The sequence below is a fragment of the Pseudomonas sp. P867 genome (genome assembly GCF_019891455.1).
In the GTDB taxonomy this organism is placed as follows: domain Bacteria; phylum Pseudomonadota; class Gammaproteobacteria; order Pseudomonadales; family Pseudomonadaceae; genus Aquipseudomonas; species Aquipseudomonas synxantha_A.
Genome location: NZ_JAFLXB010000001.1, coordinates 575,121 through 597,778, shown reverse-complemented (window position 1 = coordinate 597,778; position 22,658 = coordinate 575,121). Strand labels below are relative to the sequence as shown.

Sequence of the window (22,658 nt, the reverse complement as noted above, 5' to 3'; positions counted from 1 at the left end):
ATTTGGGAGGCCGCCGCCACGCGCCGTCCATGGCGCGGGGCGGCTAAACCGGCATCCCTGCCGGGTTACCCCCCAAATCCCTGTCGAATTCCGGCCAGCGTGGTTTGACGGGGCGCCTAAGATCAAGATCAAAAGCAGATCAAGAGCGGCTCGCTTCGCATCGTGGTTAGCAGGGCAGAGCTGCGTCGATAGCCTTACTTATGCGTTGAGCCGCACTTGCTTTTCCAACTCCAGCTTTAAGCCGGGTTCAAGTTTCAGTTGGCGGGCCAGTTCATCCAGGTAGGCTTTTTCCATGAAATTTTCCTCATCCACCAGCATTACGCTGGCGATGTACATTTCGGCGGCCATTTCCGGGGTGCTGGCGGCGCGGGCGACGTCTGCGGGATCCAGGGGCTTGTTGAGTTCGGCGTGCAGCCAGTGTTGCAGTTCCTGGTCGTTGTCCAGCTTGGTGAATTCGCCTTCGATCAACGCGCGCTCGCGCTCATCCACATGACCGTCTGCCTTTGCGGCGGCCACCAGTGCCTTGAGAATGCCCTGGCTGTGTTGTTCAACCTGGGCCGGAGGCAGGCGGTCGATGGTTTGTGGTTCGCCTTGGGGGGCGCTGGCTTGCTGGGCTTGCCAGTTGCCGTAGGCTTTATAGGCAATCACACCCAATGCGGCCAGGCCACCGTAGGTCAGGGCCTTGCCGCCGAATTTGCGCGCTTTTTTGTTGCCCAGCAGCAAGCCCATGGCTCCGGCCGCCAGGGCGCCGCCGCCGGCACCGCCGAGCATGCTGCCCAGCCCGCTACCGCCGAGTAAACCGCCAAGGGCGCTTTTGTCGTTGGATTTGCGTTGGCCGCCAGCCTTGTTTTGCAACATATCCTGGCCGGACTTGAGCAACTGATCGAGCAATCCGCGGGTATTCATTCGTAGCCTCCAGACACTTGGGTTCATAGGACCAATAGGCCCCCAGCGTAAGACGAAGTGCCAAAAAGCCGCGATCTAGAGTGCTTCCAGATGTAACGCGGGTATGCCAACCAGGAAACGTCTTGTTGCATATGCAAGGCCATCATCCCGCCATCAATCAATTTGCCTTGTTCATCGAACCGCTTAAGCTATCCGGCGTCTGTTTATTGTCCGTTGCGTTTGGCCGAAGGCATGTCCGAACCGTTATTTCTGATCCGCTACGTGCCAGGAACGGCGCGGGATTTGCTCACGACAGGTTGTCTCTATGCACCGCAGGAATTTGCTCAAAGCATCCATGGCCATTGCGGCTTACACCGGTTTGTCGGCCAGCGGCCTGCTGGCCGCGCAGGCTTGGGCCGGGAACCGTGCCGCCGACGGCGAGGCCGTGGCGTTCGATTTCGAAGCGCTCAAGGCGCAAGCCAAGCAACTGGCCACCCGTGGCTATCAAGACACTAAGCAGGTGCTGCCGCCAACCCTGGCCACCATGACCCCGCAGAATTTCAACGCCATTGGCTACGACGGTAACCATTCGTTGTGGAAAGAGTTGAACGGCCAACTGGACGTGCAATTCTTCCATGTCGGCATGGGCTTCAAGACGCCGGTGCGCATGCACAGTGTCGACCCCAAGACCCGCGAGGCTCGCGAAGTTCATTTCCGCCCTTCACTGTTCAACTATGAAAAAACCACGGTGGACACCCAGCAACTGACCGGCGACCTGGGTTTTTCCGGCTTCAAGCTGTTCAAGGCGCCGGAGCTGGACCGCCATGACGTGCTGTCGTTTCTCGGCGCCAGCTACTTTCGCGCGGTTGACTCCACCGGCCAATATGGCCTGTCGGCCCGCGGCCTGGCGATTGATACCTACGCGAAAAAACGCGAGGAATTCCCCGACTTCACGCAGTTCTGGTTCGAAACTCCGGACAAGAATGCCACCCGCTTTGTGGTCTACGCCCTGCTTGACTCGCCAAGCGCCACCGGCGCCTACCGCTTCGATATCGACTGCCAGGCCAACCAGGTGGTGATGGCAATCGACGCGCACATCAATGCACGCACTGCCATCGAACAATTGGGCATCGCCCCCATGACCAGCATGTTCAGCTGCGGCACCCATGAGCGGCGCATGTGCGACACCATCCACCCGCAAATCCACGATTCGGACCGCCTGGCCATGTGGCGCGGCAATGGCGAGTGGATCTGCCGCCCGCTGAACAACCCGGCCAAGCTGCAATTCAACGCGTTCGCCGACACCGACCCCAAAGGCTTCGGCCTTGTGCAGACCGACCATGAGTTCGCCAGCTACCAGGACACCGTCGACTGGTACAGCAAGCGCCCAAGCCTGTGGGTTGAACCTACCACCGCGTGGGGCGAAGGCTCGATCGACCTGCTGGAAATCCCCACCACCGGCGAAACCCTGGACAATATCGTCGCCTTCTGGACCCCGAAAAAGCCCGTTACCGCGGGTGATTCGCTCAACTATGGCTACAAGTTGTACTGGAGCGCACTGCCACCGGTGAGCACGCCGCTGGCGCAGGTCGACGCGACCCGGTCAGGCATGGGTGGTTTTACCGAAGGCTGGGCACCCGGCGAGCATTACCCGAAGGTGTGGGCGCGGCGTTTCGCCGTAGACTTCAAAGGCGGCGGGCTGGATCGCCTGCCAGCGGGCACCGGCATCGAGCCGGTGGTGACCTGCTCCCATGGTGAGGTGAAGGATTTCAGCGTGCTGGTGCTGGATAACATCAAGGGCTATCGCATTCTGTTCGACTGGTACCCCACCAGCGACAGTGTGGAGCCGGTGGAGCTGCGCCTGTTTATTCGCACCCAAGACCGCACCCTGAGCGAAACCTGGCTGTATCAGTACTTCCCGCCCGCACCGGAGCAGCGCAAGTACACCTGAAATTAACAGCCTGATCATTCCCACGTCGCAGCGTGGGAATGATCGCAGGTGGCTTAGAACCGCGATACGCTTTTCATCGCGCCAATCAGATACCGCATCGCCACCTGATCACTCTCGGTCAGCGCCCGGTACTGGGCCAGCAACTCCATTTCATCCGAACTCAACCTTCGACCCCGCAATGACATCCGGCGGCTCAGAAAAGACGCCATTGCACCCGCTACGCCATAGGATTTGGCCATGGACCACTACTCCTGATATCAGTCAAATACTCCTGGTGCCCATTTCCAAACTCCCCCCGAAGCACAACGCTTTCGTGGTCAAGCAGCCTACCTCCCTGGGCTAGGAACCAGGCTTACCCTAAGCTTAGAAACTATCTTGTGGCACGTGGGATTTTTTTAGAGTATTCACTTAAAAAAATGGCCTCGGTAATAAAACCCTACAGCGCTTGCTTACGCCGTGGTCGATACAGGACGCGAGTTCTGGCAACCGCAAGAAAAAACCCACCGTATCAGGGTGGGTTCGACCTAACTGTGCGCGGGATCAATCGCGCAGATCCGACTCATGAATCGGCTGGTCCCGATGGGTTGCCCGCTGGTACTGCGCCGGCCAGATAGCCTTGCGCCCGCCCAGGTCATCGTCGGCATGCAGCGGCCAGTACGGGTCGCGCAGCAGTTCACGGGCCAGGAAGATGATGTCGGCCTGGCAGGTGCGCAGGATGTGCTCGGCCTGGGCCGGTTCGGTAATCATGCCAACCGTGCCGGTGGCGATGCCCGACTCCTTGCGCACGCGCTCGGCGAAGCGCGTCTGGTAGCCAGGGCCGGTGGGGATCTCGGCATTGGCGGCGGTGCCCCCGGAGGACACATCGATCAGGTCAACACCCAAGTCTTTCAGGCGGCGCGCCAATTCCACGGTTTCATCCGGGTTCCATCCGTCTTCGACCCAGTCGGTAGCCGATACCCGCACAAACAGTGGCAACTCCTGAGGCCAGGCCGCACGTACGGCCTTGGTCACCTCCAGCACCAGGCGAATGCGGTTTTCGAACGAGCCGCCGTAGTGGTCCTGACGCTGGTTGCTGATGGGCGAGAGAAACTGGTGCAGCAGGTAGCCATGGGCAGCATGGATTTCCACCACTTCAAAACCTGCGGTCAAGGCACGCTTGGCGGCAGCGACAAAGTCGGCGATTACTTGCTGGATCTGCCCTTCGTCCAATTGCTTGGGCTGGGTGTGATTGGGGTCGAAGGCAATCGGCGAAGGGCCCACCGGCACCCACCCGCCCTCCTCCGGCTTGACGCTGCCATGCTTGCCGATCCAGGGCCGATGGGTGCTGGCCTTGCGCCCGGCATGGGCCAGTTGAATACCCGCCACCGCGCCCTGGGCCGCGATAAAGCGCGTGATACGCCGCAGCGGCTCGATCTGGGCGTCGTTCCACAGGCCCAGGTCCTGGGCGGTGATACGCCCATCAGCCGTCACGGCGGTGGCTTCGGTGAAAATCAGCCCCGCGCCCCCCACGGCTCGGCTGCCGAGATGCACCAGGTGCCAGTCATTGGCCAGGCCGTCGTCGCTGGAGTATTGGCACATCGGCGAGACCGCGATGCGGTTGAGCAGGGTCAATTGGCGCAGGGTATAGGGTTCGAGCAGCTGACTCATGGCGCACCTCTTCTGGGTTCTATGGGCACTGTTCAACAGTGTTTAGAGCCTAGTCGACAACCACCGATTGCACAGGGTTCAGAAAGGAAAGCGGGAGCCGATTGCCGGCTCCCGTTATGCAGCGCCTTACATTTCGACCTGGGTGCCCAGCTCGATCACACGGTTTACCGGCAGCTTGAAGAAGCGCAGGTTACCGTTGGCGTTCTTCAACATGAAGGCGAACAAGGTTTCGCGCCAGCGCGCCATGCCCTTGATGCGCGAGGCGATCACGGTCTCGCGGCTGAGGAAATAGGTGGTGCGCATCGGGCTGAAATCCAGATCATCCAGATGGCACAGTTTCAGCGCTTCGGGCACGTCCGGTTCATCGGTGAACCCGAAATGCAGGATCACGCGAAAGAAGCCTTCGCCGTAGGAGTCCACCTCGAAACGCCGTGCGGCAGGCACCCGCGGAATGTCTTCGTAGACCACCGTCAGCAGCACCACCTGCTCATGCAGCACCTGGTTGTGCAGCAGGTTATGCAACAGCGCGTGGGGCACCGCATCCGGGCGCGCGGTCAGGAACACCGCCGTGCCCTGCACGCGATGAGGCGGCTGCACGCGGATGCTGCTGATAAAAATCGGCAATGGCAGCCCACCCTCGTCGAGGCGCTCGACCAGCAATTGCTTGCCGCGCTTCCAGGTGGTCATCAACACGAACAACACGATCCCCGCCAGTACCGGGAACGCGCCGCCCTGGATCACCTTGGGCACGTTGGCGGCGAAAAACAGACCGTCCACCAGCAAGCAGCAGAGCAACACCGGCACCGCCAGCACCGGCGGCCACTTCCACAGCAACAGCATGACCGCCGACACCAGGATGGTGGTCATCAGCATGGTGCCGGTCACCGCTACGCCGTAGGCCGACGCCAGGGCACCGGAAGATTCGAAGCCCAGCACCAGCAGGATCACGCCCACCATCAACGACCAGTTCACGGCGCCGATGTAGATCTGGCCTTGCTCGGCACTCGAAGTGTGCTGGATGTGCATACGCGGGATGTAACCCAACTGGATCGCCTGGCGGGTCAACGAGAACGCACCGGAAATGACTGCCTGGGACGCGATTACGGTCGCCAGGGTGGACAAACCCACCAGCGGGATCAGCGCCCAGCTCGGTGCCAGCAGGTAAAACGGGTTGCGCGCAGCCTCCGGATCGCCCAGCAGCATCGCGCCCTGGCCGAAATAGTTGAGCACCAGCGCCGGCAGCACCAGGATGAACCAGGCACGGGCGATGGGCTTGCGCCCGAAGTGGCCCATGTCGGCGTACAACGCTTCGGCGCCGGTCAAGGCCAGCACCACCGCGCCAAGAATCGCCACGCCGATGCCGGGGTGAACCATAAAGAAGCGCACGCCCCATGCAGGGTTCAGCGCATTCAATACTTCAGGCTGCTGCAGAATGCCGTACACCCCGAGACCGCCCAGCACCAGGAACCAGGTGACCATCACCGGACCGAACAGCTTGCCGATACGATCGGTGCCGTGTTTCTGGATCAGAAACAGCGCCACCAGCACGATCAACGCAATGGGCACCACCCATTTTTCCAGGCCGTCGAACGCCAGCTCCAGGCCTTCAATGGCCGACAATACCGAAATCGCCGGGGTGATCATGCTGTCGCCATAAAAGAGTGCCGCGCCACACAGGCCGCACACCACCAGGAAACTGCGCAATTTAGCGCGCTCCCCAGCAGCCCGCCGCGCCAACGCGGTGAGAGCCATGATGCCGCCCTCGCCCTGGTTGTCGGCACGTAGCACGAACAACATGTACTTGATCGACACCACCCAGATCAGCGACCAGAAGATCAGCGCCAGAATCCCCAAGACGCCGTCATGGTTGACCTGCACCCCATAACCACCGTTGAACACCTCTTTAAGGGTGTAGAGCGGGCTGGTCCCGATATCGCCATAAACCACCCCGACCGCTGCCACCAGCATGCCAATCGGCTTGGCGTTTGAATGCTCGGCACCTGCTGCCTGACTACTTGCCTGACCCATCAACCACTCCTGCCCTTTGACCCAAGGTCTTTTATAAACAGCACGACTAAGCTGACCCTAGCATGCGCTGTTTTACTTCTCGAAACAGACGTTTTATTGACCCAAGGGCATTACCCGTGCGCAACGGCGCGAAGCATAGCGCAGCACTCGTCGCATTTCGCTGTTCCAGTAGCTGAGACGTCGCTTTATGTAGTCAGCAATGACTGAGGCGGCATTTTGGCGCCTTTTTGCCTGCATTGATGACATCGCGGCCAACCGTATATGTTGGCCGGGCTCAGCAGGGTTGCCTCAGAAACTACTTAATCAGCTTGGCCGATCAATAAATTACGATCCGGCATGCCACCTTCAGTCCATATAAAAACTCAATCATCGCCCTGTCTCTTTTAAGGTACATTGCTCATGTACGAAGTGAAACATGTGCTGTCAGTCAATGGCGTGGATATCTACCAAGCTTGGCTAGACACCGTGCAAGACACACGTTCAAAAGCAAGAATCACTGCCAGAGTGGACCGCGCTTCGTTGGGTCACTTTGGCGTTACCGAGCCAGTAGGTGATGGAGTCTTTGAGATGAAGCTCGACTTCGGGCCTGGATTTCGCGTCTATTACGCAATCCAGGATCGAAAAATTGTGTTTCTGCTAGGCGGAGGCTCAAAGGCCAGACAGCAAAACGACATCAATCAGGCCAAGGCTCTCTGGACGTCTTATAAGGGGCAGCAAAAATGACCAGTCGGACTCGCTCTCATGAAGATAGCGTTCTTGAAATGCTCCAAGACGACGAGGCGTTTGCTCTCGAGTATCTCTCTGTAGCTCTTGAGGAAATCGATGAAGCGGGTGGTGAGGACGCCTTCCTTGTTGCTGTCCGCCGAGTCGCGGAAGCCCGTGGCGGAATGCTTAGCTTGTCGCAAAACACAGGGCTCAATAGGGCTAATCTCTACAGGTCCATCGCTGTGGGCGGCGATCCAAAGCTCTCCACCCTCCTGAAAGTACTTCAGGCATTAGGTGTGGGCATGTCTAAAGTCGTCTCGCACCGTACAGAACAAGACGTACGCGCTTGAAAGCGTTGTAAGCACTCTGCGAATTATCCAGCGCAGCACTCGTCGCATTTCCCTGCATAAAGCTGGTCAAGTGCGCTGCCCGCCGATAGAATTGCGCACTTTTTGATCAGAGGCGCACCAAGCGCCCATCCGTTGCCTTGTCGTGCACGACCGGCCGCGTCATTCAATACCGAGGTTAGACATGTCCACCACCATCGCAAAAGCCAACCCCAAGGTTGGCTTTGTTTCCCTGGGTTGCCCGAAGGCTCTGGTCGACTCCGAGCGCATCCTCACGCAACTGCGTATGGAAGGCTATGACGTCGTGTCCACTTACCAGGACGCCGATGTGGTGGTGGTCAACACCTGCGGCTTCATTGATTCGGCCAAGGCCGAGTCTTTGGAAGTGATCGGCGAAGCCATCAAGGAAAACGGCAAGGTCATCGTGACCGGCTGCATGGGCGTGGAAGAAGGCAATATCCGTAACGTGCACCCGAGTGTGCTGGCGGTGACCGGCCCGCAGCAGTACGAGCAGGTGGTCAACGCCGTGCACGAAGTGGTGCCGCCACGCCAGGATCACAACCCGCTGATCGACCTGGTGCCGCCTCAAGGCATCAAACTGACCCCACGCCACTACGCGTACCTGAAGATATCCGAGGGCTGCAACCACAGCTGCAGCTTCTGCATCATCCCGTCGATGCGCGGCAAACTGGTGAGCCGCCCGGTGGGTGATGTGCTTGACGAGGCCCAGCGCCTGGTCAAATCCGGCGTCAAGGAGCTGCTGGTGATCTCCCAGGACACCAGCGCCTACGGCGTCGACGTGAAATACCGCACTGGCTTCTGGAACGGCGCGCCGGTGAAAACCCGCATGACCGAACTCTGCGAAGCCCTCAGCAGCCTGGGCGTGTGGGTGCGCCTGCACTACGTTTACCCGTACCCGCACGTGGACGAGCTGATCCCGTTGATGGCCGCCGGCAAGATCCTGCCGTACCTGGACATCCCATTCCAGCACGCCAGCCCGAAAGTGCTCAAGGCAATGAAGCGCCCGGCGTTCGAAGACAAGACCCTGGCGCGTATCAAGAACTGGCGCGAGATCTGCCCGGAGCTGATCATCCGTTCCACTTTCATCGTCGGCTTCCCCGGCGAGACCGAAGAAGACTTCCAGTACCTGCTCGACTGGCTGACCGAAGCGCAGCTGGACCGCGTCGGCTGCTTCCAGTACTCGCCAGTGGAAGGCGCTCCGGCCAACCTGCTGGACCTGGCCGTGGTGCCGGACGACGTCAAGCAAGATCGTTGGGAGCGCTTCATGGCGCACCAGCAGGCGATCAGCTCGGCGCGTCTGCAACTGCGCATCGGCAAGGAAATCGAAGTGCTGATCGACGAAGTCGACGAGCAAGGCGCCGTTGGCCGCTGCTTCTTCGATGCACCGGAAATCGACGGCAACGTGTTTATTGACGATGCCAGCGGCTTGAAGCCGGGCGACAAGGTCTGGTGCACCGTGACCGACGCCGACGAGTACGACTTGTGGGCTGAAAAGCGCGACTGAAGCGTGTTTGCGTAATATTTTGAAAAAGCCCCGCCTCTGACAAGATGCGGGGCTTTTTTAGGTCTATCGTTTTGCTCATCAGCGCAAATAACGCCAAGAGGCAGCGGTCATGCGACAGCATTCGGTCATCTATACGCCTAAATCCAGCGACTACCCGCGCCTGGCGCAGATCTGGGAAGCCTCAGTACGCGCCACCCACGACTTCCTGCCGGACAGCTATATCGACCGGTTGAAAAACCTGGTGCTGACCCGCTACCTGGATGCGGTGATGCTGATCTGCACCAAGGACTCGCGCCAGCGCATCACCGGGTTCGCCGGGGTGGTGGCCGGCAAGGTGGAAATGCTGTTTATCGACCCGCAACACCGTGGCCAGGGCCTGGGCCGGCAATTGCTGGGCTATGCCACCGAACACCTGAACGCCGAGGAACTGGACGTCAACGAGCAGAACCCCCAGGCGCTGGGCTTTTACCTCAAGCAGGGCTTCGAGGTGATCGGACGCACGGAGCATGATGGCCTTGGGCAGCCTTACCCGTTGCTGCATATGCGTTTGCGCCAGCTGCAACAACAGGCGCGCCAGGGCTAAATGAAATGGGCTCGGGATTAACCGGCGCCAGGCAGGTACAATAGCCGCCCCCTTTTGTTACGGCCCTTGTCATGACTGACCCTATACGCCTCTCCAAACGCCTTATCGAACTGGTCGGTTGCTCCCGTCGGGAGGCTGAGCTGTTTATCGAAGGCGGCTGGGTCTCGGTGGACGGCGAAGTGATCGACGAGCCGCAGTTCAAGGTCACAACCGAAAAAGTCGAGCTGGACCCAGAGGCCAAAGCCACCCCACCAGAGCCGGTGACCATTCTGTTGCACGCGCCGGCAGGCATGGACGCTGAAACCGCCATGGCCACGATCAGCGCCGAGACCTTGTCTGAAGAACACCGCTTCAGCAAGCGCCCGCTCAAGGGGCATTTCCTGCGCCTGACCGCCAGCGCCGACTTGCAAGCCAAGGCCAGCGGCTTGCTGGTGTTCACCCAGGACTGGAAGATTCTGCGCAAGTTGACCGCCGACGCCGCCAAGATCGAGCAGGAATACGTAGTAGAAGTCGAAGGCGACATGGTTGCCCACGGCCTCAACCGCCTGAACCACGGCCTGACCTACAAAGGTAAGGAACTGCCCGCTGTGAAAGCCAGCTGGCAGAACGAAAACCGCCTGCGCTTTGCGATGAAAAACCCGCAACCCGGCGTTATCGCGCTGTTCTGCGAAGCTGTTGGCCTGAAAGTCATCGCCATCCGCCGTATCCGCATCGGCGGCGTGTCCATTGGCAAGGTGCCAGTGGGCCAATGGCGCTACCTGTCCGGCAAAGAGAAGTTCTAAGCCGTTCCCCTTTTCACGACACCGCCTGATTGGGCGGCGTCATCAGTTCAATAGCAGGATTGCTCACCATGATTCACAACGACGTACTGCGCAGCGTGCGCTACATGCTCGACATCAGCGACAACAAGATGGTCGAGATCATCAAGCTCGGCGGCATGGACGTGACCAAGGAAGACCTGCTGACCTACCTCAAGAAAGATGAGGAAGAAGGCTTCGTGTTCTGCCCGGATGAAGTCATGGCTCACTTCCTCGATGGCCTGGTCATCTTCAAGCGCGGCAAGGACGAAAGCCGTCCACCGCAGCCGATCGAAACGCCGGTGACCAACAACATCATCCTGAAAAAGCTGCGCGTGGCCTTCGAACTGAAGGAAGACGACATGCATGCCATCCTCAAGGCAGCGGAGTTCCCGGTGTCCAAGCCAGAGCTGAGCGCGCTGTTCCGCAAGTTCGGCCATACCAACTACCGCACCTGTGGTGATCAGTTGCTGCGTAACTTCCTCAAGGGCCTGACCTTGCGGGTCCGTGCCTAAGCCATGAGTTACCAGGTCTCGCCCGTCGGTTTCGTACGCTCCTGCTTCAAGGAGAAGTTCGCCATCCCGCGCCAACCGCAACTGGCACCGGCTGCCCGTGGCGTGCTGGAGTTGGTGGCGCCGTTCGACCAGGGCGAGGCGGTGCAGGGGCTGGAACAGGTCAGCCATGTGTGGTTGCTGTTCCTGTTTCATCAGGCCCTGGAAGACAAGCCACGCCTGAAAGTGCGCCCGCCACGCCTGGGCGGCAATACGTCCATGGGCGTGTTTGCCACCCGTGCCACCCACCGACCTAATGGCATTGGCCAATCGGTGGTCAAGCTGGACAAGGTGGAACCGGGGCGACTGTGGATTTCCGGGATCGACTTGCTCGATGGCACGCCGGTGCTGGATATCAAGCCATATGTGCCCTATGCCGACATTGTCGACAGCGCTACCAACACCATTGCCAGCAGCGCGCCGCAACTGATTGCGGTGCAGTGGCTGAAGACGGCGCTGCAACAGGCGCAAGGCCACGCTCAACGCCTCGGCGAGCCGTTGGTGGAACTGATTGAGCAGTGTTTGGCGCAGGATCCGCGGCCGGCGTATCAGGTTCCTACGTCGGAACGGGAATACGGTGCGCAATTCTGGGATGTGGATGTGCGCTGGCACTACCCGGAACCCGGGATGATTTGTGTGCTGGAAGTGGTTCCCGCCGGATAAACCGGAGACCGAATGTGGGAGGGGGCTTGCTCCCGATAGCAGTGGGTCAGTCACCAGATGCAGTGACTGACACTCCGCCATCGGGGGCAAGCCCCCTCCCACATTTTGATCTGCTTACTGACGCTGTATTACTTCTCGACGAACGCACGCTCGATCAGGTAATCGCCCGGCTCACGCATCCGTGGCGAAACCTTCAGGCCGAAGCTGTTCAGCACTTCGCTGGTCTCATCCAACATGCTTGGGCTGCCGCACAGCATGGCGCGGTCGTCTTCGGGGTTGATCGGTGGCAGGCCGATGTCGCTGAACAGCTTGCCACTGCGCATCAGGTCGGTCAGGCGGCCTTCGTTTTCGAACGGCTCGCGGGTCACGGTCGGGTAGTAGATCAACTTGTCACGCAGGGCCTCGCCGAAGAATTCGTTCTGCGGCAGGTGCTCGGTGATGAATTCGCGGTAGGCGACTTCGTTGACGTAGCGCACGCCGTGGCACAGGATGACTTTTTCGAAACGCTCGTAGGTCTCCGGGTCCTGGATCACGCTCATGAACGGCGCGAGGCCAGTGCCGGTGCTGAGCAGGTACAGGTGTTTGCCCGGCTTCAAATCGTCAAGCACCAGGGTGCCCGTCGGTTTTTTGCTGATGATGATCTCGTCGCCTTCCTTCAAGTGCTGCAATTGGGAAGTCAGCGGGCCATCCGGCACCTTGATGCTGAAGAATTCCAGATGCTCTTCCCAGTTCGGGCTGGCAATCGAGTAAGCGCGCATGAGCGGGCGGCCGTTGGGCTGTTGCAGGCCGATCATCACGAACTGACCGTTCTCGAAGCGCAGGCCCGGATCGCGGGTGCACTTGAAGCTGAACAGAGTGTCGTTCCAGTGATGAACACTGAGGACACGCTCGTGGTTCATGTTGCTCATGTACGGGGGACTCCTGGAAATGGGTCTGCGCCAAAGGTAAGGATGCGCAATTGCACAGCATTCTAATGGCGGCGACAATATCTGTTAACTGGATTATTAAGATAAGGGTTATCGGTTATATCGATATGCGATTTACTCTCCGTCAACTGCAAGTTTTCGTCGCCGTCGCCCAGCAGGAAAGCGTCTCGCGCGCTGCTGGCCTTCTGGCCTTATCTCAATCCGCCGCCAGCACGTCGATTACCGAGCTGGAGCGTCAATCCAGCTGCCAATTGTTCGACCGCGCCGGCAAACGCCTGAGTCTCAACGCCCTCGGTCACCAGCTATTGCCCCAGGCGGTTGCACTGCTGGACCAGGCCAAAGAGATCGAGGACCTGCTCAACGGCAAGTCCGGCTTCGGCTCCTTGGCGGTCGGCGCGACCCTGACTATCGGCAATTACTTGGCGACGCTGCTGATTGGCAGCTTTATGCAGCAGCATCCCGAAAGCCAGGTGAAACTCCATGTGCAGAACACTGCACATATCGTGCATCAGGTAGCGCACTACGAAATTGACCTGGGTCTAATCGAAGGTGACTGCAGCCATCCGGACATCGAGGTGCAAACCTGGGTAGAAGACGAGCTCGTGGTGTTTTGTGCGCCCCAGCATCATCTGGCCAAACGTGGCGTGGCCAGCATGGATGAGTTGACCCACGAGGCGTGGATCCTGCGCGAACAAGGCTCGGGCACGCGCCTGACGTTTGACCAGGCCATGCGCCATCATCGCAGCGCGCTGAATATCCGTCTGGAACTGGAACACACCGAGGCGATCAAGCGGGCAGTGGAGTCGGGGTTGGGGATCGGCTGCATTTCGCGGCTGGCGCTGCGCGACGCGTTCCGCCGCGGCAGCCTGGTACCGGTGGAAACCCCGGATCTGGACCTGGCCCGGCAGTTCTACTTCATCTGGCATAAGCAGAAATACCAGACCTCGGCGATGCGCGAGTTTCTCGAACTGTGCCGCGCTTTCACCGCCGGGGTGCAGCGCAGCGACGAGATCGTACTGCCGAGTATTGCCTGATCGTTAGATCAGGATCACCGCCCACACCAGGGTGATCATGGTCAGTGCCACAAATTGCGCGGCGCTGCCCATGTCCTTGGCGTTCTTCGACAGCGGATGGCGGTCCAGGGAAATACGGTCAATGGCCGCTTCTACCGCAGAGTTGAGTAATTCGACAATCAGCGCCAGCAGGCACACCGCAATCAGCAGTGCCCGCTCGACCCGGCTGACCTGCAGGAAAAAGCTCAAAGGGATCAGGATGACGTTCAACAACACCAACTGACGGAACGCCGCCTCGCCGGTGAAAGCTGCGCGCAGACCATCCAGGGAATAGCCCCCTGCATTGAAGATACGTTTGATACCGGTTTGACCCTTGAAAGGCGACATAGATGTAGGCAACTGAACCAAAGAAGTGGGGAAGCTAGATCACGCAAAGTCAAAAAAGCGTGAAGCGGCTGTAACTTAATGTTGCGAGATTGACTCAAGTTGTTGCAAGAGCAACGCCGCCTGGGTCCGGGTACGCACTCCCAGCTTACGGAAAATCGCCGTTACATGGGCCTTGATGGTCGCTTCCGACACGCTCAATTCGTAGGCAATCTGCTTGTTCAGCAAACCCTCGCAGACCATGGTCAGCACCCGAAACTGCTGGGGTGTGAGACTGGCCAGGCCATCACGGGCGGCCTTGGCTTCGTCGGACACGTTGATTTGTTCAAACGCCTGGGGCGGCCAGGACACATCGCCGTCCAATACCGCGCGCACGGCTTTCTGGATATCTTCCATCGCGCTGGACTTGGGAATGAAGCCACTGGCGCCAAACTCCTTGGAGCGCACCACCACGTCGGCTTCCTCCTGGGCCGAGACCATCACCACGGGGATCTGCGGGTATTGCCCGCGCAGCAGCACCAGCCCGGAAAAGCCGTAGGCACCGGGCATGTTCAGGTCAAGCAGCACCAGGTCCCAGTCGGATTTTTCGGTGAGGCGAGCTTCCAGTTCGGCGATGCTGGCCACTTCGACCAGGCGAACATCAGGGCCAAGCCCCAGGGTGACTGCCTGATGCAGAGCGCTGCGAAACAGCGGATGGTCATCGGCTATCAGGATTTCGTATGTGGCCATTGGTTAAATGATCCTGTTTTTTATGGCAGCCCTGATGGTTCAGGGCTCACCAATACACAAGGCGACGGCCTGGCAGCTATCGCCACAGGGCCTGCTCAACGTCAAAAGCACTTGAAACGACGTCAGGCATTCACGGTTGCGCCCCAATCGGCGCCCAGCATGACCAGCGTAGCCTGGAGGGTCAAGCACTACGCCCGCGGGCATTTTAGCGGGTTGCAGGTTTACGGTGCCATCATGCAAACGTCGTCTGGTTATACCGCCGGGATGTAGGGTGCAAGGCGAGTATGCACAGCGTCCATCGGGTCCAGCGGCATTTGGAACTTGGCAGCCAGGTAATGGGTGCTGAATACATCGAGATAGGCATCCAACACTTCGCTGGCGGCCACGTCTTCGGCCAACTCCAGACAAAGTGCCGCCACCTCGGCGGTGCAGAAATGGTCATCACGCTTGGAACGCCGCAGTTTGTAGCGTGACAACTGCTCTGGCGCCAGGCTCAGTACCGGCAAGTGCTCCAAGTAGGGGCTTTTGCGAAACATCTTGCGCGCTTCGCTCCAGGTGCCGTCCAGCAAGATAAACAGCGGGCGCTTGCCCTCCTCCATGCGCACTTCACTGACCACCCGTTCTGGTGCCACGAATTCACCGGGGAAGACAATATATGGCTGCCACTGCGGATCGGCCAACAATCTGAGCAAATCGGGGTCGACTTCGGTGCGCGACCATGCGAATGCAGTGGTGTCGTGTATGACATCAGCGATCAGCCAACCCGTGTTGCTGGGTTTCATCGGCTCAACGTCATGCATCAACAGGCACATGGCCGACTTGGCTTGTACCTGGGGCCGCCAGGCACATAAGCAGTACTCGGGAATTACCCGACAGCCGGGGCAACGCTCAGCTCGGGAACCACGATTAAGAAACGGCCTGACGGCACGCGCCAGACGCTGAGCACGCAAACGGGAAACGGCGTGGCTCATCGGGCACGCGGCGAAGAAAAGGGAATCGGCACGGAAGAAACTCGTGAAAAGCAGAAGTCCCGCAGTTTACCAGCGATACGCCTGGCTGTAGTGGCAAGGGCTCACCTATAATTGCGCGCCACTGAACGCACAGCGCAGTGGCTGGTCTATGCACCAGTAACCGAATCAGGAGAGTTTCATGCTGCGTTCCATGCTGCGCCTTGTTGCCCCATCCCTCGCCATAGCGTTGGTCTTGCCTATGGGCGCCCACGCGGCCTCGCTGCTGGAGGCTCAAATGAACAGGAAACTGCAAAGCGTCGCGGCCGAAAGCAACAAGGACCTGCCCCGGGAAATTGATGAAAAGACCCTGGAAGTGGCCTACACCGTTGAAGGTATGCAGCTGATTGATCACCTCAGCGTTCAGCCTGATCGTGCCGAACAGATGCGTGCCAACCCCAAGGCTGTGTATTTCCAGCTCGGCCGCAGCGTCTGCACCAACCCAGGCTACCGCGAGCTGATGGCCAAGGGCGCAGTGATGCGCTATGAAATCACCGAGAACAAAAGCAACCGCCCTGTGGCATCGGTCAAGTTCGTTGAAGCGGATTGCCCGGCACCGGCTGCGGCGAAGAAGAAAAAGTAAGCACGATTTGACCGTCGCGCGCTGCTGTCCAGCGGCGCGCACTCCCCCGCTCCAGCTCCTGCCAACGACTAAACTACGCGATGAGTAACCAATAAGCGGTTGCCAGCCAAGGGTTTTTCGGCCCATGATCAAGCCATCCCATACGCCCGCCCACAGCTACTTCAATGCTGTTCTGTAACACTTTCAGGGCATACGCGGCCTGCCCTCCTGTGGCATGCAACGACACATGCAGTGTCGTGGCCCCGACGACGCTCTCGTCGACTATCCAGGCCCTGTAAAGAAGGAGAAGTTGAATGCCTTATGAATCCAATGATCAGTTGCTTCGTCATTTTGAAGAAAACGGGACCGACCTCACGCAGCAGGTCGACGCGCAAATCCAGTTGATCGCCCCCAACAGCCCGAATATCCCCCTTTATCGCGACATGATCCTTACCGTTCTGCGCATGGCCCAGGACGACCGGGATCGCTGGAATGCCAAGATCACCCTGCGCGCCATTCGTGAATTGGACCATGCATTTCGCGTACTCGAACAATTCAAGGACCGGCGCAAGGTGACGGTGTTCGGCTCGGCACGTACACCTGTGGAAAGCCCACTGTATGCACTGGCACGAGAGGTGGGTGCAGCATTGGCGCGCTCCGACCTGATGGTGATCACCGGCGGTGGCGGCGGCATCATGGCGGCAGCCCACGAAGGCGCGGGCCTGGCGCACAGCCTGGGGTTCAATATCACGCTACCCTTTGAACAGCACGCCAACCCCACCATCGATGGCACCGAAAACCTGCTGTCATTCCACTTCTTCTTTACCCGCAAGCTGTTCTTCGTCAAGGAAGCCGATGCGCTGGTGTTGTGCCCAGGCGGTTTCGGCACCCTGGACGAGGCTTTGGAAGTACTGACCCTGATCCAGACTGGCAAGAGCCCGCTGGTGCCAGTAGTGTTGCTGGATGCGCCGGGCGGTGGGTTCTGGCAAGGTGCCCTGGACTTTATCCGCAGCCAGTTGGAAGCCAACCGCTACATTCTGCCTACTGACCTCAAGCTGATACGCCTGGTCTACAGCGCCGAAGAAGCAGTGGATGAAATCAACCAGTTCTATGCCAACTTCCACTCCACCCGTTGGTTGAAACGCGAGTTTGTGGTGCGCATGAACCATCCTCTCAGTGAGCGTGCTCTGGCCCATTTGCAGCAAGAGTTTGCCAGCCTGCGGCTCAGTGGCGAGTTTCAACAGCTCGCCTATACAGGCGAAGACCATGACGAACCAAGGTTCAGTCACTTGACCCGCCTGATGTTCAACTTCAATGGCCGCGACCAGGGGCGACTGCGTGAATTGGTGGATTACATCAACCTGCCGGAAAACTGGGCACAGGCCCAAGGCAAGACGCAGCAACGTGTGACGTCACTGCCGGCGTAGTTTTTTGCAGGCGAAAAAAAAGGCCCACTATTTTCATAGTGGGCCTTTTCGTTTTGGGGCGTTCAGTCGTCCATATCGCGGCCGCTCAACAAGCGGCTGATCATGTCCATCGAAAACCCGCGATAGCTCAGAAAGCGCCCTTGCTTCGCACGCTCCCTGACGTCAATCGGAAGGTGCCCCGCAAACTTGCGGCGCCAAGTGTCTTCCAACTGCGACTGCCAGTTGATACCGCACTCACGCAGGGCAAGGTCGATATCGGCACGTTGCAGACCACGCTGGCTCAGCTCTTCACGAATCCGCGCAGGGCCGTAACCGGAGCGCGCTCGGTAGGACACAAAACTTTCAAGGTAACGGGCTTCCGACAACAGCCCTTCTTCTGTCAAACGGTCGAGGGCTGTTTCGATCATCTCAGGCTCTGCGCCGCGCTGACGCAATTTACGCGTCAGCTCGACTCGGCCATGCTCGCGGCGAGCGAGCAGGTCCATTGCAGTGCGCCGAACGGCAACGAGTGTATCCAGTACAACGGTCATCGTTTGCTTCAGATGTCAGTGTCGGCTTCTTCCATCTCGTCAACCGGCTCGCGGTTAGCGGCAGCTTTCACGTCCGGCGCCGGGGTCAGCAGCTTGTCGCGAATCTGCTTCTCAAGCGTGGCAGCGATATCCGGGTTGTCCGCCAGGAACTTGGCCGAGTTGGCCTTGCCCTGACCGATCTTGCTGCCGTTGTAGGCATACCAGGCACCGGACTTTTCGACGAAACCGTGCAGTACACCCAGGTCGATCATCTCGCCGTTCAGGTAGATACCCTTGCCGTAGAGAATCTGGAACTCAGCCTGACGGAATGGCGGGGCCACTTTGTTCTTCACAACCTTGACGCGAGTTTCGCTACCGACAACCTCGTCACCTTCCTTCACCGCGCCAGTACGGCGGATATCCAGACGGACCGAAGCGTAGAACTTCAGCGCGTTACCACCGGTGGTGGTTTCCGGGCTGCCGAACATCACGCCGATCTTCATGCGGATCTGGTTGATGAAGATCACCAGGCAGTTGGCGTTCTTGATGTTACCGGTGATTTTACGCAGCGCCTGGGACATCAGGCGGGCTTGCAGGCCCACGTGCATGTCGCCCATTTCGCCTTCGATTTCAGCCTTGGGTACCAGAGCAGCCACGGAGTCGACCACGATCACGTCAATGGCGTTGGAGCGCACCAGCATGTCGGTGATTTCCAGGGCTTGCTCGCCGGTGTCCGGCTGGGAAACCAGCAGGTCATCGACGTTGACGCCCAGCTTGCCGGCGTACTCAGGATCCAGGGCGTGCTCGGCGTCGACGAACGCGCAGGTGGCGCCCATCTTTTGCGCCTGGGCAATCACCGACAGGGTCAGGGTGGTTTTACCGGAAGATTCAGGACCGTAGATTTCAACGATACGGCCTTTTGGCAGGCCGCCAATGCCGAGCGCGATGTCCAGACCCAGAGAGCCAGTGGAAATAGCCGGGATCGCCTGACGGTCGTGATCGCCCATACGCATTACGGCACCCTTGCCGAATTGACGTTCGATCTGACCCAGGGCCGCAGCCAAGGCTTTCTTCTTGTTGTCGTCCATTAAAGTCCTCACGTAATCAATAAGGCCTGACGGCCAACACCTGTATAAGTAGACAGTATTGTTCCACAAAGATCGGTGATCGCCTACCCCTGATTCTCGATTTCTGCTGCAGCTCGTCGCAACAAGCCCTCCAGTGCGGCTTTTACCGTTTGTCGGCGCACCTCGTCGCGGTTGCCGGGGAAGTGCGCAAGCTCGGCTGTCACCTCATCGCCCACTGCAAAGGCCAGCCAAACGGTGCCCACCGGCTTGTCTGGCGAGCCGCCATCGGGGCCGGCCACACCGCTGACCGCCACGGCAAACCGCGCCAGGCTTTTTTCCTGCGCGCCGCGGACCATCGCCTCCACCACTTCCTGGCTGACGGCGCCTACTTTGGAGAAGAGTTTTTCCGGCACGTTCAACTGCCGGGTCTTCTGGCGATTGGAATAGGTGACATAGCCCGCCTCGAACCAGGCCGAACTGCCCGGGATCCGCGTGATGGCTTCGGCAATGCCGCCGCCGGTACAGGACTCGGCAGTGGTGACGTGGGCACTGAGCACCTGCAAACGGCGACCCAGTTCAGCAGCCAGTTGAGTGATTTCCTTCACGGTCGTCTCCAGGAGTGGGCGGGGGTTCGCCTACCCTACAGGAGCCTATCGGCCATGCAAGATACAGAGTGCATCAAGAGGCTAACGCGCGACGGCCTGCACATAGGCCTGGCAAGCGCGCAAGGCGATCAGGGCGCTGTCGCCGTCGTCGGTGATGCGGATAATTCGCTGAGCATGCGCCGGGTCAAGTCGGGCTCGCGGGGCTGCATGAACCAGGCTGCCGGCGGTGGTGGAGGCAGGCACTGTACAGCCAGTGGCGGCGCTGTCGAGAAGGACTGACCGCCGCACATCAGCAGTGGCCAGGCGATCGCGCAGAGCCGCTTGGTTACGCTGGGCATCGTTCAATTCCTGAATGTGTTGGTGGTCGCTAGTCGAGAGCTGTTGTTCAAGGGCCAGGCGCTTGGTCTGTTCGGCCTGTTGCTGGCGAAGGATTGCCTGGCTTTGTTGGCTGAGCGCTTGCGCGTGGACCACCGATTGCAGCTCCAACTGCGCCCTGTATCGCCACGCCTGCACCTGCCAAACAAGCGCCATGAGCAGGCACACACCCACCAAGCGAAACGCACCTAGGAAACGCATAGCACCGCCTTCGCCCGCGCCCACAACTGCAAACGGTCGTCCAGACCGTTGAGCCCACCGTTGATGCGCCGGGTGATGGTGGTGAACTGGTCTTTGTCGGCGAGCTCGTTGAGGCCGTTGCTTTGCCAGAACCAGGCGGCGGATTCGCAGGCCCATTGCGGTTGTTCCAGCAGTTGCGGCTGGAGCAGCAGGCGATCATCGCCGAACAGTGCCTGGCTGCACGCAAGGTAATTACGACGGCCGGTTATCTGGATCAGCCCTCTGCCACGATACTTTTGTCCATCTGCGTCCGCTTCGGGGGTGTTGCCCAGGCGCGCCGCCAAGACGCCGGTGTCGTATTTGCTCAGGTATTGATCACTGCCCAGCTCGCGCACGTAGTGCAGCTCACCGGACTCGTGACCGATTTGAGCGAGGAAGGCTGCGGCGCGTTGGGGAGTGTTGATTTGCCGATTCAGCATTACCAAGTTGAGTGAGGATATGAAAACGCCCGCTAGAGAGCGGGCGCGTGGGAAGACTTGCTGAAGTTGCGCGAGCGTCATGGGATGACCTTGCCACGGGCCACCGCCCTGGCCGCCAGAATCTCTGCGGGTACGGGCGTGTTCTCTTCAAGAAACCGCAAACTGTACCAGTCGGTAGACGCCAGATAAGCGAGGGCCTCACGCGAGTCCGCCTGTGCCTGGAGGTCTTGGGGCGTCTGGTTTTTTTCAAGTTTCGACAAATCAAACATCGCTCAAGTCCTCCGCGGGTTTGGCTAAGTGAGTGGGCAGATCAATCGGCTCGACCGGAAAGGGAACCGGCCCGGCCGATACCTGGAGCCTGCCGTTCTGCCACATGTAAGCTGGCGCATCCGCGTTGACGGCCAGCTTCAAGGTCAATTCGATCTCGCCATTACGACGGCTGACGGGCCCTGCGAACAATTCATGCCCGATGGCGGACATCGGCAGGGTCATCCCGTCAGGGATCAGCGAAAGGTCAATCCTCTGGTCATTCAGGATCAATATTTCACCTTCGACAAAGGCTGTCGTGGGAGTCGCGGTGCCAAGAGGCCGAAAAGGAACATGGTGAATAATCATGCGTGCCATCTCCCGATTGCCGTCACTGTCACGATATTGTTCAGCGTCCGGTCAGACATAAAAAAGTAGGAACCACTATTGCCGTAGCACCTGGCCGACATGTCCCAGTCAATCGACGGGTAAATGTTGGGGAACACCGCCACAGGCGTATCCGCGAAAGCCGCCAGCCATGCAACGTTGCGCGTGACACCAGCGGTGTAGCCGGTGAAGCGCTGCTGACAGATTTGCAAACCGCCGGCAAAGCGGAAGTACCAATTATCAAGCGAACCACCGCGCTCGATGAGCCCCGAATTAATCGGCAGGGCACCCGAAGGGCCAGCGTTGAGTACCCCGGAAATCGCGTTGCCGTTATGAAGAATGCTGCGCCAGTTGGGCGCAGCCGCGCCTGGGTTGACACTGAACTGGCGGAAGTGAATACCGTCCCCCGATACCGCCATCGACAACTGCGCACGCCATTGCGGGTCATGGCCCCACGCCTGGGACAGCACACTGATCGCACCAAAGCCCGGCACACCGTCGGGGTGCAGGTAGTAGCTGTACAGGCCGGTATTGGCTTTGTTGGGCGAAGCGGTTTGCGCCGCCGATAGCCCCATCAATTCTCCCGGCGTCGCGCCTGGCGCAGTCCCCAGAGCGAAAACCGAGGTATTGATTTCGGCGCGCCACGGCGTCCACTGGCCATCAGCCCGTCGACCACGGGTGAAAACCGACTCATCCAGCATGGCTTTCGCGGTTTGCCAGATATAGCCACCCGAGTTGGCAATCTGCAGGATCTGCACATAAGGATTGGGGAGGTTGGCGCCCCCATTACCAAACTGAAACAACCCACTGACACGCGGCAGTTCGTTGGCATCGTCGGTGGGCTGTTTCGAAATGGGCTCGGCACCCCAGCCCGCATGACCCATCATTGACACCCGCCCTGGGGTGAAGTCGTCGCTGCCGCTCACCACGTTTTGAGTGGCTGCAGTGCCCAACTGAGCCTGGCGGGCGAACAGCTCCTGGGTCATTGCGTTGATCTTGATACTGGCGCTGCGCGGTGTGTCACCGCCGACGCCAGTGGGTGCCGCACCAATATTGATTTCCTGTCGTGCCATGTGGACT

General features: G+C 59.4%; 27 protein-coding genes. 11 read left to right on the top strand and 16 right to left on the bottom strand.

Annotated elements, in window-relative coordinates:
* Positions 1–198 precede the first annotated feature (198 nt).
* Positions 199–906, bottom strand: coding sequence for a tellurite resistance TerB family protein (locus tag J1G33_RS02745; protein ID WP_223017657.1), 708 nt, complete (start codon positions 904–906; stop codon positions 199–201).
* Between the two features lie 304 nt (positions 907–1,210).
* On the opposite strand from J1G33_RS02745, the gene J1G33_RS02740 reads away from it, so the two are divergent.
* Positions 1,211–2,836, top strand: a complete 1,626-nt coding sequence (locus J1G33_RS02740; RefSeq protein WP_223017656.1) for a glucan biosynthesis protein D — start codon at positions 1,211–1,213, stop codon at positions 2,834–2,836.
* Positions 2,837–2,889: 53 nt separating this feature from the next.
* Here J1G33_RS02740 and J1G33_RS02735 read toward each other — a convergent pair whose 3' ends face one another.
* The 3 genes from J1G33_RS02735 to J1G33_RS02725 form a co-directional block, all read right to left on the bottom strand.
* Complete coding sequence (locus J1G33_RS02735; RefSeq protein ID WP_005785481.1) at positions 2,890–3,075, bottom strand: hypothetical protein; 186 nt, start codon at positions 3,073–3,075, stop codon at positions 2,890–2,892.
* 301 nt (positions 3,076–3,376) lie between these two features.
* Positions 3,377–4,483 (bottom strand): NADH:flavin oxidoreductase/NADH oxidase, encoded by a 1,107-nt coding sequence (locus J1G33_RS02730; protein ID WP_005785478.1) that lies wholly within the window; start codon positions 4,481–4,483, stop codon positions 3,377–3,379.
* 126 nt (positions 4,484–4,609) lie between these two features.
* Positions 4,610–6,511 carry a potassium transporter Kup gene (locus tag J1G33_RS02725; protein ID WP_005785476.1) on the bottom strand — a complete coding sequence of 634 codons (1,902 nt, stop codon included), beginning with the start codon at positions 6,509–6,511 and terminating at the stop codon, positions 4,610–4,612.
* 399 nt (positions 6,512–6,910) lie between these two features.
* Between J1G33_RS02725 and J1G33_RS02720 the strand changes: the two genes are divergently transcribed.
* The 7 genes from J1G33_RS02720 to tsaA all read left to right on the top strand — a co-directional run bounded on the left by J1G33_RS02720 (position 6,911) and on the right by tsaA (position 11,682).
* Entirely contained in the window at positions 6,911–7,234 is a 324-nt protein-coding gene (locus J1G33_RS02720) for a type II toxin-antitoxin system RelE/ParE family toxin (protein WP_032877494.1), read from the top strand.
* Positions 7,231–7,566, top strand: a complete 336-nt coding sequence (locus J1G33_RS02715; protein WP_032877495.1) for an addiction module antidote protein — start codon at positions 7,231–7,233, stop codon at positions 7,564–7,566. The genes J1G33_RS02720 and J1G33_RS02715 overlap by 4 nt, the downstream gene beginning before the upstream one ends.
* A gap of 193 nt (positions 7,567–7,759) precedes the next feature.
* Positions 7,760–9,088 (top strand): 30S ribosomal protein S12 methylthiotransferase RimO, encoded by a 1,329-nt coding sequence (gene rimO, locus J1G33_RS02710; protein ID WP_169855583.1) that lies wholly within the window; start codon positions 7,760–7,762, stop codon positions 9,086–9,088.
* 109 nt (positions 9,089–9,197) lie between these two features.
* Positions 9,198–9,671 carry a GNAT family N-acetyltransferase gene (locus J1G33_RS02705; RefSeq protein ID WP_032877496.1) on the top strand — a complete coding sequence of 158 codons (474 nt, stop codon included), beginning with the start codon at positions 9,198–9,200 and terminating at the stop codon, positions 9,669–9,671.
* 71 nt (positions 9,672–9,742) lie between these two features.
* The gene (locus J1G33_RS02700; RefSeq protein ID WP_005785471.1) at positions 9,743–10,453 is read left to right on the top strand and encodes an rRNA pseudouridine synthase; all 711 of its coding nucleotides are present in this window, start codon (positions 9,743–9,745) and stop codon (positions 10,451–10,453) included.
* 68 nt (positions 10,454–10,521) lie between these two features.
* Positions 10,522–10,983 carry a DUF1456 family protein gene (locus J1G33_RS02695; protein ID WP_005785469.1) on the top strand — a complete coding sequence of 154 codons (462 nt, stop codon included), beginning with the start codon at positions 10,522–10,524 and terminating at the stop codon, positions 10,981–10,983.
* A 3-nt stretch (positions 10,984–10,986) separates the two neighbouring features.
* A complete protein-coding gene (gene tsaA / locus J1G33_RS02690; RefSeq protein WP_103733430.1) occupies positions 10,987–11,682 on the top strand; it encodes a tRNA (N6-threonylcarbamoyladenosine(37)-N6)-methyltransferase TrmO in 696 nt (231 codons plus the stop codon).
* A gap of 128 nt (positions 11,683–11,810) precedes the next feature.
* Here tsaA and fpr read toward each other — a convergent pair whose 3' ends face one another.
* Positions 11,811–12,590, bottom strand: coding sequence for a ferredoxin-NADP reductase (gene fpr, locus J1G33_RS02685; protein ID WP_003189055.1), 780 nt, complete (start codon positions 12,588–12,590; stop codon positions 11,811–11,813).
* 125 nt (positions 12,591–12,715) lie between these two features.
* Between fpr and J1G33_RS02680 the strand changes: the two genes are divergently transcribed.
* Positions 12,716–13,642, top strand: a complete 927-nt coding sequence (locus J1G33_RS02680; RefSeq protein ID WP_010212678.1) for a LysR family transcriptional regulator — start codon at positions 12,716–12,718, stop codon at positions 13,640–13,642.
* 3 nt (positions 13,643–13,645) lie between these two features.
* Here the strand turns inward: J1G33_RS02680 and J1G33_RS02675 are convergent, their stop codons facing one another.
* From J1G33_RS02675 to J1G33_RS02665, 3 genes are all read right to left on the bottom strand, one after another.
* Positions 13,646–14,008, bottom strand: coding sequence for a diacylglycerol kinase (locus J1G33_RS02675; RefSeq protein ID WP_003189051.1), 363 nt, complete (start codon positions 14,006–14,008; stop codon positions 13,646–13,648).
* Positions 14,009–14,083: 75 nt separating this feature from the next.
* On the bottom strand, positions 14,084–14,734 hold the full coding sequence (erdR, locus tag J1G33_RS02670) for a response regulator transcription factor ErdR (protein ID WP_032877498.1): 651 nt from the start codon (positions 14,732–14,734) through the stop codon (positions 14,084–14,086).
* Between the two features lie 251 nt (positions 14,735–14,985).
* Complete coding sequence (locus tag J1G33_RS02665) at positions 14,986–15,705, bottom strand: tRNA-uridine aminocarboxypropyltransferase (protein ID WP_032877499.1); 720 nt, start codon at positions 15,703–15,705, stop codon at positions 14,986–14,988.
* Between the two features lie 178 nt (positions 15,706–15,883).
* Here J1G33_RS02665 and J1G33_RS02660 point away from each other — a divergent pair, with 178 nt between their 5' ends.
* Both J1G33_RS02660 and J1G33_RS02655 read left to right on the top strand, forming a co-directional pair.
* Complete coding sequence (locus tag J1G33_RS02660; RefSeq protein ID WP_103733429.1) at positions 15,884–16,324, top strand: PA3611 family quorum-sensing-regulated virulence factor; 441 nt, start codon at positions 15,884–15,886, stop codon at positions 16,322–16,324.
* A gap of 293 nt (positions 16,325–16,617) precedes the next feature.
* Positions 16,618–17,730: a TIGR00730 family Rossman fold protein gene (locus J1G33_RS02655; protein WP_032877501.1), complete on the top strand. Its 1,113-nt coding sequence runs from the start codon at positions 16,618–16,620 to the stop codon at positions 17,728–17,730.
* 62 nt (positions 17,731–17,792) lie between these two features.
* Here J1G33_RS02655 and recX read toward each other — a convergent pair whose 3' ends face one another.
* The 8 genes from recX to J1G33_RS02615 all read right to left on the bottom strand — a co-directional run bounded on the left by recX (position 17,793) and on the right by J1G33_RS02615 (position 22,651).
* Entirely contained in the window at positions 17,793–18,260 is a 468-nt protein-coding gene (gene recX, locus J1G33_RS02650; protein WP_103733428.1) for a recombination regulator RecX, read from the bottom strand.
* A gap of 8 nt (positions 18,261–18,268) precedes the next feature.
* Complete coding sequence (recA, locus tag J1G33_RS02645) at positions 18,269–19,327, bottom strand: recombinase RecA (RefSeq protein WP_005785454.1); 1,059 nt, start codon at positions 19,325–19,327, stop codon at positions 18,269–18,271.
* 83 nt (positions 19,328–19,410) lie between these two features.
* A complete protein-coding gene (locus J1G33_RS02640) occupies positions 19,411–19,911 on the bottom strand; it encodes a CinA family protein (RefSeq protein WP_223017655.1) in 501 nt (166 codons plus the stop codon).
* Positions 19,912–19,992: 81 nt separating this feature from the next.
* Entirely contained in the window at positions 19,993–20,487 is a 495-nt protein-coding gene (locus J1G33_RS02635) for a lysis system i-spanin subunit Rz (RefSeq protein WP_223017654.1), read from the bottom strand.
* Positions 20,475–21,026, bottom strand: a complete 552-nt coding sequence (locus J1G33_RS02630; RefSeq protein ID WP_223017653.1) for a glycoside hydrolase family 19 protein — start codon at positions 21,024–21,026, stop codon at positions 20,475–20,477. The genes J1G33_RS02635 and J1G33_RS02630 overlap by 13 nt, the downstream gene beginning before the upstream one ends.
* Positions 21,023–21,214 carry a hypothetical protein gene (locus J1G33_RS02625; protein WP_103733425.1) on the bottom strand — a complete coding sequence of 64 codons (192 nt, stop codon included), beginning with the start codon at positions 21,212–21,214 and terminating at the stop codon, positions 21,023–21,025. Before J1G33_RS02625 ends, J1G33_RS02630 begins: the two co-directional genes overlap by 4 nt.
* Positions 21,207–21,560 carry a hypothetical protein gene (locus J1G33_RS02620; protein WP_103733424.1) on the bottom strand — a complete coding sequence of 118 codons (354 nt, stop codon included), beginning with the start codon at positions 21,558–21,560 and terminating at the stop codon, positions 21,207–21,209. Before J1G33_RS02620 ends, J1G33_RS02625 begins: the two co-directional genes overlap by 8 nt.
* A complete protein-coding gene (locus J1G33_RS02615; protein ID WP_005785442.1) occupies positions 21,557–22,651 on the bottom strand; it encodes a hypothetical protein in 1,095 nt (364 codons plus the stop codon). Before J1G33_RS02615 ends, J1G33_RS02620 begins: the two co-directional genes overlap by 4 nt.
* Positions 22,652–22,658 lie beyond the last annotated feature (7 nt).